We start from the raw sequence: 14,369 nt of genomic DNA on the forward strand, positions 1-14,369 counted from the left end.
CGAACGGTCACGAGACCGCCCCAGGGCTGGTCGCGTCGGCCCCGGGTCGCGGCTGCCGCAGTGTCCTGATCCGCTCCCTGTTGCGGGGGCGGGGAGACTATCGCTTCCAGAAGGGGCGCCGCTTGGCGGAGCCCGTCAGGGACTCCAGGACCTCCACGGCCCGCCGCCACAGAGCGTCCACGTCCCCTCCGGCCTGCAGTTCGCTCGCCAGGGCGGCCAGTTCCGCGTGGCCGCCGAGGTAGACGGCCAGGGCCGCGAGACGGCTGCCCAGGTCCTCCAGCAGGCGCAGCCGCTCGGCGGCGGGCAGGGACGCCGCGGCGCGCAGCCGCTTCAGCTCCTCGGCGAGCTGCTCCCTCGGCGGGTCCTGCGGCCTGGCCTGCGGCGCGCCTCCCCTCGGGGGAGCCCCCGCCGGCACGGGACGGGGCAGCATCCGGGCGCGGTCGTCGAAGCCTCCGGCCGCCGACTCCTGGGACATGCCACCGACGGCCGGGCTCGCCGCGAACTTCGGCGCGGCGCCGGGAGGGGCCATCCCGGGCGGCCCCATCGGCGGAGGGGCCGGGGCCGCGCTCCCGAAGGCCATCGAGGTCAGCATCATCGGCGCGGCGGTGACCGGGCTCTCCCAGCCGCTGGGCAGCTCCACCGGCTGGATCACCCGGTGTCCCGGACCGCCCTCGGCGACCACCTGCGTGTCGACCGCCACGAAGGCGGTGAACCGGCAGAGCACCCCGTACCTGAGCGAGGTCTCGACGATCTCGGCCTCCAGCGACCGGTCACCGGCCGCGTAACGGTCCTCCAGGGCCCGCAGCCGCGCCCGCGCCCAGATCGCCCGTACGGCAGGGTTGTCCACGACGGACGCGGTGACCCTCCGCTCCCACGGCGAGCCGTCGGCGGCCAGGCCCCGTACGGTCAGCGCTCCGGCGGCGGTGCCACGGTAGCGGCCGAGCACGGTGAGCGGGACGCCCGAGTAGATCGAGCCGACGTGGCTGACCGTCTCGGTGACCAGGTCGAGCCCGTCGGCCTTGAGGGACAGGTCGGTGACCAGGGGGGCGCCGATCCGGCGGTGGATGTGCTCCATCGCCTCGTCCAGCCGGTCCTCGGACTCGACCAGCTCGCACCTGCCCCCTCCCAGCCCGGCGAGCCTGCCCAGGAAACCGGCGTTGACCGCCCTGTCGATGCCGACCGTGTGCACCCGCACCCCGGCCAGCCCGGCGCCGGTCCGCTCCAGGATCTGGTCCTCGTTGCCGACCTGCCCGTCGGTGACGAGCACCAGCACCCGGTCCCCGGCGGAGTCGGCGAGCAGCGCGACGGCCCGCTCCAGCGGGGACAGCATCTCGGTGCCGCCGCGCGCCTCCAGCCTGGCCAGGTGCTCCACGGCCCGGTAGCGGTTGCGGTCGGACGCCTCGGACAGCCCCTCGCCGAGTCCCTCCGGGTACTCCACGACGGTGTCGAAGGAGAGCACCGCGAACCGGTCACCCGAGGTGAGCGTGTCGACGATGCGTGCGGCGGCGCGCCGGGCGGCCACCATCTTCCAGCCGGTCATGCTGCCCGAGCGGTCGAGCACCAGCACCACGTCCTTGGCCCCGGCCCCGGCGGGCGCAGGTTCGGGGACGACAGTCAGCGTGAACGTGCCCTCACCTTCGCTGTTTTCGTCAGGGACCAGCGCGAGGGAGGTGGAGGCGTCGAAGGCCAGGCGCAGGATGAAGTCGCGGTCCAGCCGCTCACCCGGCTGGAGGCGGATCACGGTGCCCTCCTCCTGGACCACGTGCAGGCTGGAACGGACCTCGCGCAGTTCCAGACCGGCGGGGTCGACGGAGACGGCCAGCGACAGGCGGACCGGGTTGGGGAAGCCGGGCAGCAGCACCGGCGGGGTGATCCGGGAGGCGTCGGGGACCGCGTCGGTGTCCGGGGCCCAGCCGTCGCCCGCCCGCTCGCCGTCCAGCGGGGTGCCCGGGATGTAGCGGGGGGCGACGACCAGCGGGAAGCGGAAGGTGGCCGCGCCGTCCTCGTACGGGAGCGGCTGGTTCAGCGTGAGGTGCACGGTGACCCGCTCGCCGGGCACGATGTTGCCGACCCTCATGGTGAAGACGTCCGGCCGGTCCTCCTCGGCGATCGCGGCCCGCCTCCCCTGGGAGATCGCCTGGTCGTAGTCGGCCCTGGCCTGGCCGCGCTCCTTGAGCACGCCCTCGATGACCCGGCCGTCGGCCTCCATCCTGAAGGCGGTCACGGCGGCCCGGTCGGGCAGCGGGAAGACGTACGTCGCCTCCAGCGCCACGTCGTGCGGGTTGCGGAAGCCCTGGACCACCTCGACCCCGGCACTCAGGCCGGACACGGCGGCGGTCACGTCCACGCTCTCCAGCGGCAGGTTGCCGCGCTCGGTGGTGAGCGCCCCCAGTCCGGCGTCGGGGACGGGGTGGCACTCCTCCGGCGGCAGCGTTGTGATCGAGGTAATCATGCGTGGATTCCTTCCGGAGGTGTGAGGCCGCGTTCGCGGAGGAGCGACAGGAGCCCCTCCGAGGCGGCGGCGATCTCGGCGAGGTCGTCGGGTGTGGGGGCGTGTCCGCCCGTGTCGAGCATCAGCGTCACGCCGTTCGCCAGCCGCACACCGTGGACGATCACGGCTCCCGGTGCGGGCGGTGGTGGGGGCGGGGTCTTGTCCGGTGACTTCTGGGCGGGCGGGGCCTTGCCGGTCTCGGCTGGAGGCGGCGGGGCCTTGCCGGACGAGGCCGGTGGGGATGGGGCCTTGCCGGGCGAGGCCGGGGGCGGTGGGGGTGGCTTCGGCGGAGCGGGGCCGGTGGCCGCCGAGGCCGCGGCCGGTCCGGCCCAGAAACGCGGGCGCGCCGTCCTGGGGGAGCCGGTCTCGGCCGGAGGGGCGGGCGGGTGTCCCGGTGAGGGCTCCGTCGTGTGCTCCGGCGGGGGACCGGGGAGGCGGGCGATCGACTCCAGGGTCTGGTCGGTGGCCCCGGCCAGCTCGGCCTGGATCTCGGCGATGGTCCGGCCGTCGGACTGGCGCCGCTTGACGGCGACGATCTGGAGCAGGTGGCGCCTGCCGTACATGGCGACGCGGCCTCGGCGGGCCGACGGGGGGTCGAGGAGGCCGATCGTGGAGTACCAGCGGATGAGGCGCTCGTTGGGCACGTCCCTGACCCGCCCGTTGAGCTGGGCGGTGGGGGTCAGCGCCGCGGATGCCCGCTCAGCCAGTTCACCGATGGTCCATTCCATGCCCCGATAGTGACACTGTAACTATGACAGTGTCAACTTGATGGCCTGAATAGGAAGGCGGATAGGTGGGTACGGACATTTCGTACCAAAGGGGAAACTAAGCTCGAAACAGGGGGAAGATTCCATGTCCGCGATCACCAGTCCGCTCAAGGCAGAAGACAAGAAAGTCGTTGGCAACGTTCTCCAGGGCTCGCTTGTCGACCTGCTCGACCTGTCGCTCCTGACCAAGCAGGCCCACTGGAACGTGATCGGTCACAACTTCCGCTCACTGCACCTGCAGCTCGACAAGATCGTTTCGTCGGCCAGGAAGCACGCGGACACCGTCGCCGAGCGCGCGGTGGCCCTCGGGTGCAACCCTGACGGCCGGGCCTCCACGCTCGCGGGTACCAGTGAGGTGCCGCAGCTGGAGTCGGGCTACATCAACGACGGCAAGGTCGTGGCCGCCATGACGGACATCCTCGGGTCCATCATCCGCCGGATGCGCGAGCGCATCGAAGCCACCGAGAAGCCCGATCTGGTCACCCAGGACCTCCTCATCGAGATCACGCAGGACCTGGAGAAGCACCACTGGATGATCGAGGCCCAGCGCTAGATCGTCTTTCGAGACGCCCCGGCCGTCACGGGCCGGGGCGTCCTTTTGGTGTTGTGCCCCCGGTCGCTCTTCGTGACGTGGGGGTTCGGTGGGGCTTGGCCGTTGTCCTGACCGTCTCGGGAAGGGGTTGGCTCCACAGATCTGAACCGCCCTGTGGGGCTTGCTTGAGCCGTGTGCGGCGACGAGTTGCACGCACGGTTCTGAGGGGAGGGCGGCGCAGTAATGTGCCGCCCTTGCCCGGCGAGTGGGGGCCTTGATCGTTCGGCGTCCGGACCGGTAGCGTTAATCCGATCTTCGTCTTCCTGTCAGGCCTTGTTCGTAACACTCCGTCTTTGATCACGACAAGCGCGAAGGGTGAAGCCATGCCTCGGGAGCCTCAGCCGACCCTGGAGGACGAGTGGTCGGAATGGGAGACCTATCCCATGAGGCAGGACTACTGGCCGGGGCTCGGCCTCGAACGCGGGGGCGGGGGCGGGGTCGAGGTCCCATACACGCGGTTACAGACGATCGGCGGGAGGCTCATCACCGAGTTCGACCACGTCTACAAACTGCTGCGCACGCCGGTGCTGCCCAGCGAAAAGGTGACCGCCGGCACCATGGACTGGTACCCGGCATGGGCCACGTTCGTCACGATCTTGACGTTCGGGGAGCATCTCTCCTGTCTCGTCGGTGACGTGATGGCGGAATGCGCGGCGGCGGGTGCCCTGGTCGCCACGAGCGGCCGGAACTACCAGTTCGTCGACCAGGGCGCCTGGCGGGCGAGTCCACCTCACTGGGATGTACTGGAAGACCCAATAAAGCGCGAGGACGAGGGTCGCTACCGGGTGAGCAACGCCTACCCGGGCCACATGAGCTGGCCGGAAGGAAACACGATCCAGCTGGCCGGTGCTTTCGGGTTGGGGTTCAACCCGATCGAGGATGTCGAGCGTACCGCTACGTACCAGTACGAAAGCAGGGAGCGGCTCCGGGAGATGCTGATGTCCTGTAAGCCCGAGGCCCTGAGCGGCCACGCCAACGGCACCACCGACATCGCCAACGGCTTGACCGAGGCGGCGCACGCGCTCATGTACCGGGCCCAGGAGATCCGCGACGCCCCCTGGGTGGGCGCCGATGCCGACAAGGCACAGGAGGCGCTTCGGAGCATCTACGAGAACATCCGGGGCCTGGCAGCCGTCCACGGCCAGGTGGCGCGGGGGACGGAGGAGTGCGCGCAGGTCCTGCGCACCGCCCAGTCCCGCTTTGACCATGTGGTCAACAAGGGCGGTTGGGAGATCTCGGATATCTGGAACGGCGACGACAAGGACGCCCGCGCGTTCATGGCGGAAGTCCAGAGACAACTGGGAGACGCGCTCAGGCGCATGCCTCAGGAGGCCAACATCAGACTGCCCGGCCTTATCCCGGAGCATGACCGGGACGTCTACTCCATGGACCTCTACTCCAGGACCAGTTACCAGAACGGCTACGTACCAAAATAGCCAGTTTGAGGATCGATGGTGAAGCCCATCCGCCGGTGGGCCGTCGGCCAGACCGGCCGGGAGGGCACCACCTCCCGGCATCGGCAGGCTGGAAGCCGCCCCCGGCAGGCATCACGATCGCGGGCGGCCACCGTTGGGCCGTGCACGTCCAGACGATGAACTCGTGGAAATGGGCCGGTCGACCAAGGCAAACCTGAACACGGCCCTCCAGCCGGGTCGGTGCCACCAGCGCCAAAGTAGAGGTGCCGGTAAGGATCACGTCATGAGTCCCAGCTTTGCGGATGGTGGGATGGGTGGCGGCGATCTGGTCGATGAGGGTGGTGCCGGCGACCGGATTCTGTACGAGGGCGGCGGTGACCAGCACCGCCGGCAGTAGTCCGAGGGGGTGGACCACGATGCTGCGCTTGCGGCCGACGACCTTCTTGGCGGTGTCGATGCCCTGGTGGGTGGTCGGGACGTTGGTGGAGGTCTTAACGCCCTGGGCGTCGATGAGGCAGGCCGACGGTTCGGGTGTGCGGCCTTCGGCGGCGCGGGCCAGGCGGCGTCACCGGCGGCCGGACCCGGAGGCCTGATGCCACACCGCTGGTGTCCGGGCTACGGGGGAAGCTCGATGGCAGGAATCAACCGATGCGTCAGGGGCCGGTCTCGTAGCTGCCCGGCTCGATCTCGGACGTCCGCCGGCTGTCCCCGAACCAGACAAGGTCGGAGTGCAGCCGCCGCGCGGCACTGTGGGCGCTTGTCCATCGGCCGAAGTCGCGGCCGTTCGCACCGACGGTCGCCGCCGTCCCGCACGGCAACGCCAGTCCGTAGGCCACCACCTCCGTGACGCTCTCCTCGTCCCTCTCGTCGTCCTCGTTCTCCTCGTAGAACAACTCCTGGACCAGGGCGAACATGCGAGGGGGGTTGCCGGTCGGCGTGCGTGCGCGCTCGTGATCCGTGTTCTGCGGGCCACGCTCGCCGAAGTCCGGGGCATGGTCGGAACCAGTGTGGTGCTCCATGTCGAGCACTCCCTTCCGATGCTGAACCTGAGTGGAGATCCGGTGGACGGCCGCGCTCCGATTCCCCTGTGTTTTCGGATAAATGCGTAGCGTGACCGCCGCTACTTCGGTAGCGTGACATCGAATTCAGGATGACGCAAGCTTGCTTGATGAGGTTGTTGGTCTTGTCCTGGTTTGTCTGGTACTAGCCGACAGTGCAAGCGGCGCGAGCTCGAAGGAGACGGCGATGGGCGCGAAGCGAGGACCGACGCTACGGGCGCAGTGGCTCGGCAAACACCTGAGGGAGTTCCGCGAGTCGGCCAAGCTGACACTCAAGCAGGCGGGCGACTACCTGCAACGTGACGCTGGAACCATCAGCCGGTTGGAGTCCGGCATCATCCCGGCGAGGGCGGCCGACGTGCTGGCACTCCTCAACTTGTACGGCGTAGGCGACCAGAAGGTCCGCGACGGGTTGGAGCAGATCAGCCGCGACATCTGGCGCAAGGGCTGGTGGGACGGTTATGCCGACGACTCCCTCGGTGGACTGTTCGACCACGCCTGGCTCGAAACCCGTACCGAGGGGATTCGCTGCTATGCGGCGATGGTCATACCTGGCCTCCTCCAGACCCGGAACTACGCCCAAGCGGTCATCGCGGCGGGTGCCGCCGACGCTCCCGGCGAGCAGATCGAGCGCTGGGTGGAGTTTCGAATGGATCGGCAGCGCGTACTCGATGCCGAATCGGCCCCGAACCTGGAGATCGTCCTCGACGAGGCTGTGCTGCACCGCACGATCGGCGGACCGCAGATGATGCGCGCCCAGCTGGAGTACTTGTCTGAGGCCATGACCAGGCCGAACGTGGTCGTTCGAGTCCTGCCGTTCGCTATCGGGGCGCACGCCAGCCCCGAGGGCGCTTTCACGATCTTCGATATGCCGGAGCCCTACTCCGACGTGACCTATGTGGAGACTCGGGGAGGTGCTGTCTACACCGAAGCGGAGGGCGCCGAGATCTTCGCGCGAGCGTACGATTCCTTACGGAGCACTGCTCTCACCCCGGATGAGTCCGCGACCGTCATCCGGGCTGCGGTTGGCCGTGTCAGACGAGCGAGCGGGAGGAGTACGTGATGATCAGCCCTGAGGAACTGGCAGGCGTGGCCTGGCGCATCAGCACCAGAAGTGCCGATGGTGGTGGTCAGTGTGTCGAGGCCGGTCCGCTGGCTGACGGCAGTGGGCGCGTCGCCGTACGGCACAGTCGTCGTCCCGATGCCGAGGTGATCGTCTACACCCGGGCTGAGTGGGAGGCGTTCGTCGGCGGCGTCAAAGACGGCGAGTTCGACTTCCCCATCGCGTAACCGCGCCGCAAGGATGGGCGTATCGATCTTCCGGGCGTAGCCAAGTGAGCGAGTGGGAGAAGTACGTGATGATCAGCCCTGGGGAGTTGGCCGGCGTGGCCTGGCACATCAGCACCAGGAGCCCTGATGGTGGCGGGCAGTGTGTCGAGGCCGGTCCGCTGGCTGACGGCGGTGGGCGGCTTGTCGGCAGAGTCGTCGAGGTCGGCGATCCGGGCGAAGATCGTGCCGGTGTACGCCGAGCCCGGGACGAGTAACGCGCGGGATCCGGGGGCGGGGGGTGTGGAGACGGCCGCCACGTGATCATTCGCAGGGGCGATGAGCCTTTCCCGGCCGTCCGCGTGCGGGCCGAAACGTACCGGCGCGAGCACGGGACCGAGCCGGTGGTGGTGGATCCGAACGGCATCACCCGAGATTGTCGCAATCATCTGGTTGCTATATGGTTGTGGCAACCAGATGGTTGCCATGGAGGTGCCGAATGCCGATTCCCGACCGCATCGAGCGGACGCTCGATCTCGCCCACCCGATCGAGAAGGTGTGGGCGGCCCTGACCACCGCTGACGGGCTCGGCGGCTGGCTCGGCGACAAGGCGGAGATCGACGACCTGCGGCCGGGTGGCCAGATCAGGATGTGCTGGGGTGGCACGTGGTCGGTCCTGCGGATCGAGACCGTCGAGCCGCCGCGCCGTCTGTGCTTCACCTGGCCCGTCGACGGGCTCCCGCCCGGCGACCCGCGCAGCACCCGCGTCGAGATCGTGCTCCATCCCGTCGGCGACGGCACCCGGCTCGGCCTGACCGAGACGGGGTTCGCGCAGCTACCCGACGAGCTCGCCGCTGCCTACCGGGGCAACGTCGAGGGCTGGCGGGAGGGGCTGGCCAAGCTGGTGCGTCACCTCGATGGCCGACACTGACCCCGAGGAGGTGGCGGTGGCCGTGTTCGCCGCGCTGGCGGACTCCAGCAGGCGGGCCATCCTGGCCGAGCTCGCCGCCCGGGGCCCGGCGACCGCGACCGACCTCGCCGATCGCCTGCCCATCTCCCGCCAGGCGATCGCCAAGCACCTCGCCCTGCTGTCCGGTGCCGGTCTCGTACGGGCGGTGCCGGCGGAACGCCGCCGCGTCCGCTACCACCTCGAATCGGCCCCGATGGCGACCGCGCAATCCTTCCTGGCCGCGCTCGCCCGCGACTGGGACCGAACCCTGCACGCCCTCAGCGCCTACCTCGACCGCGATCAGGAGACCCAGCCATGAGACCCACGTTCCAGGGCGGCCGCAACGTCGCCATGAAACTGCCCAAGGCCCAGTTCGACCGCACCGTCGCCTTCTATCGGGACGTGCTCGGCATGGAGGTGGCCGAGGAGAGCGGCGAGGGGGTGGACGGCGCGGTGGCGCAGTGCGCGTCCGTCCAGTTCGGGCCGGTGAAACTGTGGTTCGACCGGGTGGACAACTACGCCCAGGCCGAGGTGTGGCTGGAGCTTTTCACCGACGACGTGGAGCTGGCCACCCGCCACCTCGCCGAGCACGGCGTGCATCCGCAGGACGAGCTCGAACCACTGCCCTCAAGCTTGGCCGCCCACTGGATCAGCAACCCGGCCGGGATCCCGCACATCGTGCGGCTCTCGGATGACATGAGCGACACTTTGTGATCCTGACGGCGGAGGCCGGGTGGCAGACCAGCTCGGCATCGGCCGTAAGGCCCTGCGTGGCTGGGGCCGCCGAGCCGAGATCGACACGGGACAACGGCCACCCTCGGCAGAAGGGGGCCGTGCCCTGTGCGGGAGTACGAGCCGTGAACCTTCCTCCAGTTGCGGTCCTGCCCTCAGTTCGGTCTGGGTGAGGCAATCAACGGCCACGTCGGCGGCTCGGCATCGTTCCTTTCCTTGACATTGGTCACGGTAGTTCGATCCGTTCCAATCCGACCGGAACCGGCCGATCGAGCCTCAAGGAGCACGCATGAGCCTCAAGCATCCGTCGGCCGCCCGGAAGTCGTCTCTCGCCGTCGCGGCCTGCGTTCTCGCGCTCACCATGACCTGGGCGGCGCCCTCAGAATCGATGCGAACGGTGGCCCAGACCAGGGCCGGCTGCGTCTCCACACCGGCCGAGTACCTGACCGCATGGAACAACCGACAGATTCGATGCGTCTCGCCCTTTCTTTTCGCCACGACACACCCGCGCGGAAGTACGACGCTCTACCCCAGTGGCTTCTGGTACGCCTGGGGGGGATCCAACACCAATCTTGAGCGCTACCTCGTGTTGCGCAGGCTCTACGGTGACAATCCTCCGAAGGTCGGCATCGGAATCCTGTCGTACGTCGGGTTTCCAGACCTGGAAAGCTACGACACCCCGACGGACCTCGCCGTCTACACCCTGCCCCAGGACATCCAGGTGCAGGTGCCGAGCTTCGAGGAGTGGTTCCGCCTCCTCGACCAGGAGTTCGGCAACACCGGGGCGTACCCGCTCGCGGCTCAGGTCGACCTCGTCCTCGCGTACTCCCGGCTCCGCCCGAACGAAGACGTCGTCGGCGTCTTCCAGACGGTGACCGGCTGCAAGCGTGCCGCGCTGCTCAGAGGGCAGGACCTGTCACCGAAGATCGGCTGCAACAGGGACTTCCTCGGCGCGATCGCGGCCGCCGGCCCCTCCCCCTACAGCACCGGCGAGTCGAAGTCGTGCTTCCAGAACTTCGCCTCGAGATACCGGGGAGCCAAGAACGCGGCCGCGATGCGCGGAGTGCTGTACCAGTGTCAGGACGTCGGATACCTCAACACCGGCGTCGGGCTCGGATACAACACCTACGCGAACCCGTTCGTCTGCAAGCCCGCCGTCAAGCAGACAGTCCTGCAGAGATACACCGGCAGGGAGTTCATCCTCCCGAACATGGCGTTCAACGAGCTCCCAAGCTACGTGGACATCGAACTGGACCTCGGCAAGCCGTTCAAGCGAGGCTTCCTGTACTCCGGCTACTGCGGGATCGGCGACAGGGGCTGTGCGAGCGCGGGGTCCGCGTCCGGTTCGGAGGGATCGGCATCCATCCAGAGCAATGCCAAGACCCGTCTGCGGATCAGCCTCAGTCGGCGTACCTCTCCAAGCGATCGATAGATGGTGATCAGGCAGGCCGACGTTCGCAGCGTCGGCAGGGTACGCCCGTGCTCACAGTGATTACTCCTTTCGGTCGTCCAGTCCGCGCCGTACAACCGCTCCAGGCTTAGCGGACGAATTTATGGCGCAGGACACTGGAGGAACGGGCTTGCCCTGGGTCGTCTTGGACGAGCTGTGGGAGCGGATCGAGACGCTCAGCTGTCTCGTGCTCGGGAAACTCTCCAGCGGAAGACGGTGTCGTTTTCGGCGGTGAGCCAGGTGCCGTCTGCGAGCGGACGTGCGTAGCCGGTCACGGGCAGGGGGTAGCGCACTTCGCCGCGGGTGGTCCCCGTGGGGGAATCGATCAAGATGTGCCGGGCATCCTGTGGAGTCTTGGCGTAGGCCGTCGCCGTGGCGAGCACGGTGTCGGCGTCGATGTAGCCGCCCCCTACATCCCAGTAGGGTTCGTCATCGCCGGAGGCCGGACCCCATGCGTCCATGGCGGTGAGACTGCGAATGAGGGCTCCACCGGGGAAGGAGTGCCAGGCGATCTCATCCGGCAGGGTGAAGGTGATGAAGGACAGTCCGTTCGGATGGACATCGGTCAGGATGCGGTCGTCGTCATCGTGCGTCCACACGCGTAGGACGCCGTCTTCCAACCGGCCCCAGTACATGTGCGCGCCGTCTTGGCCTTCCCCGACGCCCAGACCCATGTGCTGACCATCGGGATGTGACAGATGTTCACCACCGACAGCGGCGCAGTCCAGGGTCTCCCGCGACACCACACGTCCGCTGTCGGCCTCCAGCACGAGCCACTCATCGCCGAGGTAGGAGCCACCGCCGACCTCACCGACCAGCATCGCCCACACGTACCGTCCGTCGTCGGTGACCCGGCATGAGGACCGGTTCTCCTTCGGGTGGTCCCGGCCGTGGCCACGGTGTTCCCACAGCACGACACCGGATGATGTGACCGCACAGACGGCGTCGTCCTTGCAGAACACGCCGACGTCGCCGTCGGGGCTGACCGCCGCTTCCCATGCGTGTTCATCCGGCCACGGCACCGTGAACGTATTGATCAATGAGGCTTCCGCGCGGAAGAACCTGTTCAGGTCATACAGCTTCAGGAGCGTGTCTTCTCGACGCAGCAGTCTCGGTGACCGTTCCCGCCGGACCTCGACCGCCGACGGTCTCCCCATCCAACGGGCCGCCTCCCGGATTCGTGCCTGACCGACCAGCGCCGCCCTGATCTCCATGGCGAGAAACTACAAGCTTTGAGCTTCCCCCCGCAGGACGCAGCCCGGAGATCGCCGTTCCGGGCTGCGTGTGTTCAGCCGGTTACCTGGTCAGGACCATCAGCGTGAAAAAGCCCGTGTACTCGCAGTAGTACGACAGGTATGTCCCATTCGCTCGCAGTTGCTTGCCCTTCGCCTTGCACTTCGCATCTGACGAGTAGTCGCCGTACTTGATCCATGTGGACGCGGCGGCGAACGAGGTGCTCGACGTGCCGGCGTTGGCGGGCGTCGCCAGTGCGGATCCCGCAGTTGCCAGGGCGATCGCCGCGAACGATGTCGCGACCAGTCTGGTGAGTTTGGTGGACATGAGCCATCCCTTCGGGTGGGGGGGTTGACCGTTTCCGGCGGGGCGGCGTACCGCCTTCGCCGAAACCATGATCATAGTTACCCCGGTGGCGGAGGGGGAGGGCTTGATCACAACTGTTTTGTCGGACTTGTGCGGGCGGTGATCGGCGCGGTCCCCGACGACGTGCTCGCCCGCCGACAACGAACGTGCGCGAGTTCGATGAACGGCGCCGGGCGACCCGCACCCGCCTCGGCGACGGATCCGCGGGTGTGACCACCTCGCCGGTTACCGGGCGTGATCGCCACCACCAAAGGGACCCGTGGGCGCGGAGCACAGTAGGTGCCCCGTCGGCTGAGGCTCGCTTGCCATATCGATTATCAATGGCTATGTTTATCGATACCATCGAAAAACGATACGCCTTGGAGGCGGCATAATGGCAACACGGCACAGCACGATCGGACGAGTGGCGCGCCGGCCCGCGGTCTTCGCGGTCCTCGTCCTGGTGACCGGGGTGGTCACCGGCATGGTGCTCTACTCCCGGGCCGGTTTCTTCGGCCTGACCTACCGCGTCATAGCGGCCCAGTCGCCCAATGGCTACGGCATTCCTCTCGATCACCCGGCGTTCACGCAGATGGCCCGGCCAGGCGTCATGGCCTCGGCGAACGGCCTCGAGTTCATCGACGGTTCCCCCGACGCCGGCCAGTACCTCTGGCACGCTCTGACCACCTTCCCGGGCTTCGTGGTGGCCGCCGGCGCGTTCTTCCTGCTGTGGCGGCTGTTGTGGCGCGCCCGCGGCGGCGTCTACATCTCCCAGGTCACGCGTCAGGTGCGTTTCCTGGGCTGGTGGCTGCTCGGCGGTGGTCTCCTGGCTCCCCAGATCGAGAACTTCGCGATGATGAGGCTGCTGGACACGATGGCCGTGGGCGAGGCCCGCTACCAGATAGGGGAGATCCCGCTGGTCGTGCCGCTCGTCGGACTTGGGGCGCTGGCAGTGGCGGGCATCCTGCGTGACGGGGTGCGGATGCGCGACGATCTTGAAGGAGTCATCTGATGTCGCCCGCGGAGACGGATACCCACGCCATCACCGTCCACCTCGACCGGCTCCTGGAAGAACGTGGCATGACGCTCACCGAACTGGCCGGCAGGGTCGGGGTGACCGTCGTCAACCTGTCCATCCTGAAGAACGGCCGGGCCAAGGCCGTCCGGTTCACCACGCTGACCAAGATCTGCGAAGTCCTCGGCTGTCAGCCAGGTGACCTGCTCGGCTATCACCCCGGGGAAGAACGATAAGCGGTCGCGTTGTACGGTCCCCCGCGAAGCGCCGCTCCCACCCCGGATGGTTGTCCGAGGCGCGGTCGACCGTCTCGGACGAGTGAGAGGGAGGAGCGTGTGACGATCAGCCCCGAGGAGCAGGCGGGTGTGACCTGGCGACAATGAGGCGATCCACCTTGTCCTGATCTCTGCGGGCCTGCCATACCTCGGCGGTAATCGACGGGTGGCATCCGAAACTGTGAGGATTGCGACATGAGTGATGAAACCCGTGACATCGTGGAAGAGCTGCTGCGTCGGATCGTCAAGGGCGATCACGACCGTACAGCGGAGTTGTTCGCCGAGCCGATCGACTGGCAGCTCTCTTGGCCCGCTGAGGGGCATCCGGCGGTGCCGTGGATTCGCCCCCGGTCCGGCCGGGCCGAGGTGGCGGACCATTTCCGGTCGCTGGAGGCCCATCACGTGCCCGAACTGGACGGCACATCGGTGACGCGGATCCTGGTCGACGGGGCGCACGCCGTCGTGTTCGGGGAGATCGCGCAGACGGTGCGGAACGGCGGGGTCGCGTACACCTCACCGTTCGCGCTGCACCTCACCGTCGAGGACGGACTCGTCACCCGCTACCACATCTACGAGGACAGCCTCACGGTCGCGCGGGCCCTCAGCGCCTAGTCGGTGGTTTGTTGACATGGGACTGATGCCGCGGTAAGCCGGTAGATCGGGACGATTGGTGCTGTTCGGGGGTGGTCGTGATGATGACCGCTCAGTATCTGGGCTCGGTCGGGAAGATCGAGAACGGGATCGTGGCGGTGACCACGCTCTGGGCTGACGAGCGGGTCTA

17 protein-coding genes are annotated in these 14,369 nt (G+C 68.0%); 12 read left to right on the forward strand and 5 right to left on the reverse strand.

The genetic code is table 11. The annotated features are described in order from the left end of the window. Positions 1–97: 97 nt before the first annotated feature. Together OG587_RS21080 and OG587_RS21085 are read right to left on the reverse strand one after the other, a co-directional pair. Complete coding sequence (locus tag OG587_RS21080; protein WP_329092853.1) at positions 98–2,452, reverse strand: VIT domain-containing protein; 2,355 nt, start codon at positions 2,450–2,452, stop codon at positions 98–100. Continuing rightward, on the reverse strand, positions 2,449–3,219 hold the full coding sequence (locus OG587_RS21085; protein ID WP_329092855.1) for a helix-turn-helix domain-containing protein: 771 nt from the start codon (positions 3,217–3,219) through the stop codon (positions 2,449–2,451). The genes OG587_RS21080 and OG587_RS21085 overlap by 4 nt, the downstream gene beginning before the upstream one ends. 124 nt (positions 3,220–3,343) lie before the next feature. Between OG587_RS21085 and OG587_RS21090 the strand changes: the two genes are divergently transcribed. Together OG587_RS21090 and OG587_RS21095 are read left to right on the forward strand one after the other, a co-directional pair. Further along, the gene (locus OG587_RS21090; RefSeq protein ID WP_329092857.1) at positions 3,344–3,811 is read left to right on the forward strand and encodes a Dps family protein; all 468 of its coding nucleotides are present in this window, start codon (positions 3,344–3,346) and stop codon (positions 3,809–3,811) included. A 362-nt stretch (positions 3,812–4,173) separates the two neighbouring features. After that, positions 4,174–5,286: a hypothetical protein gene (locus OG587_RS21095; protein ID WP_329092858.1), complete on the forward strand. Its 1,113-nt coding sequence runs from the start codon at positions 4,174–4,176 to the stop codon at positions 5,284–5,286. A gap of 632 nt (positions 5,287–5,918) precedes the next feature. Here the strand turns inward: OG587_RS21095 and OG587_RS21100 are convergent. Next, complete coding sequence (locus OG587_RS21100; protein ID WP_329092860.1) at positions 5,919–6,284, reverse strand: hypothetical protein; 366 nt, start codon at positions 6,282–6,284, stop codon at positions 5,919–5,921. 142 nt (positions 6,285–6,426) lie between these two features. On the opposite strand from OG587_RS21100, the gene OG587_RS21105 reads away from it, so the two are divergent. From OG587_RS21105 to OG587_RS21135, 7 genes are all read left to right on the forward strand, one after another. Next, on the forward strand, positions 6,427–7,386 hold the full coding sequence (locus tag OG587_RS21105; protein WP_329092862.1) for a helix-turn-helix domain-containing protein: 960 nt from the start codon (positions 6,427–6,429) through the stop codon (positions 7,384–7,386). After that, a complete protein-coding gene (locus OG587_RS21110; RefSeq protein ID WP_329092864.1) occupies positions 7,386–7,613 on the forward strand; it encodes a DUF397 domain-containing protein in 228 nt (75 codons plus the stop codon). The genes OG587_RS21105 and OG587_RS21110 overlap by 1 nt, the downstream gene beginning before the upstream one ends. A 126-nt stretch (positions 7,614–7,739) precedes the next feature. Next, positions 7,740–7,913, forward strand: coding sequence for a hypothetical protein (locus tag OG587_RS21115; RefSeq protein WP_329092866.1), 174 nt, complete (start codon positions 7,740–7,742; stop codon positions 7,911–7,913). A gap of 175 nt (positions 7,914–8,088) precedes the next feature. After that, positions 8,089–8,520, forward strand: coding sequence for an SRPBCC domain-containing protein (locus tag OG587_RS21120; protein WP_329092867.1), 432 nt, complete (start codon positions 8,089–8,091; stop codon positions 8,518–8,520). After that, a complete protein-coding gene (locus tag OG587_RS21125) occupies positions 8,507–8,857 on the forward strand; it encodes an ArsR/SmtB family transcription factor (protein ID WP_329092868.1) in 351 nt (116 codons plus the stop codon). Before OG587_RS21120 ends, OG587_RS21125 begins: the two co-directional genes overlap by 14 nt. Further along, a complete protein-coding gene (locus OG587_RS21130; RefSeq protein ID WP_329092869.1) occupies positions 8,854–9,252 on the forward strand; it encodes a VOC family protein in 399 nt (132 codons plus the stop codon). Before OG587_RS21125 ends, OG587_RS21130 begins: the two co-directional genes overlap by 4 nt. 307 nt (positions 9,253–9,559) lie before the next feature. After that, on the forward strand, positions 9,560–10,702 hold the full coding sequence (locus OG587_RS21135; RefSeq protein ID WP_329092870.1) for a hypothetical protein: 1,143 nt from the start codon (positions 9,560–9,562) through the stop codon (positions 10,700–10,702). A 194-nt stretch (positions 10,703–10,896) separates the two neighbouring features. On the opposite strand, the gene OG587_RS21140 is transcribed toward OG587_RS21135, so the two are convergent. Beyond that, complete coding sequence (locus OG587_RS21140; RefSeq protein WP_329092872.1) at positions 10,897–11,934, reverse strand: hypothetical protein; 1,038 nt, start codon at positions 11,932–11,934, stop codon at positions 10,897–10,899. Positions 11,935–12,016: 82 nt separating this feature from the next. Beyond that, entirely contained in the window at positions 12,017–12,280 is a 264-nt protein-coding gene (locus tag OG587_RS21145) for a hypothetical protein (RefSeq protein ID WP_329092874.1), read from the reverse strand. A 442-nt stretch (positions 12,281–12,722) separates the two neighbouring features. On the opposite strand from OG587_RS21145, the gene OG587_RS21150 reads away from it, so the two are divergent. The 3 genes from OG587_RS21150 (at position 12,723) to OG587_RS21160 (ending at position 14,200) form a co-directional block, all read left to right on the forward strand. Next, positions 12,723–13,310 carry a hypothetical protein gene (locus tag OG587_RS21150; RefSeq protein WP_329092876.1) on the forward strand — a complete coding sequence of 196 codons (588 nt, stop codon included), beginning with the start codon at positions 12,723–12,725 and terminating at the stop codon, positions 13,308–13,310. Beyond that, positions 13,310–13,549: a helix-turn-helix domain-containing protein gene (locus tag OG587_RS21155; RefSeq protein ID WP_329092878.1), complete on the forward strand. Its 240-nt coding sequence runs from the start codon at positions 13,310–13,312 to the stop codon at positions 13,547–13,549. Before OG587_RS21150 ends, OG587_RS21155 begins: the two co-directional genes overlap by 1 nt. Positions 13,550–13,783: 234 nt before the next feature. Further along, the gene (locus tag OG587_RS21160) at positions 13,784–14,200 is read left to right on the forward strand and encodes a nuclear transport factor 2 family protein (protein WP_329092880.1); all 417 of its coding nucleotides are present in this window, start codon (positions 13,784–13,786) and stop codon (positions 14,198–14,200) included. Positions 14,201–14,369 lie beyond the last annotated feature (169 nt).

Origin of the sequence: Streptosporangium sp. NBC_01469, from assembly GCF_036227305.1 — a bacterium.
In the GTDB taxonomy this organism is placed as follows: domain Bacteria; phylum Actinomycetota; class Actinomycetes; order Streptosporangiales; family Streptosporangiaceae; genus Streptosporangium.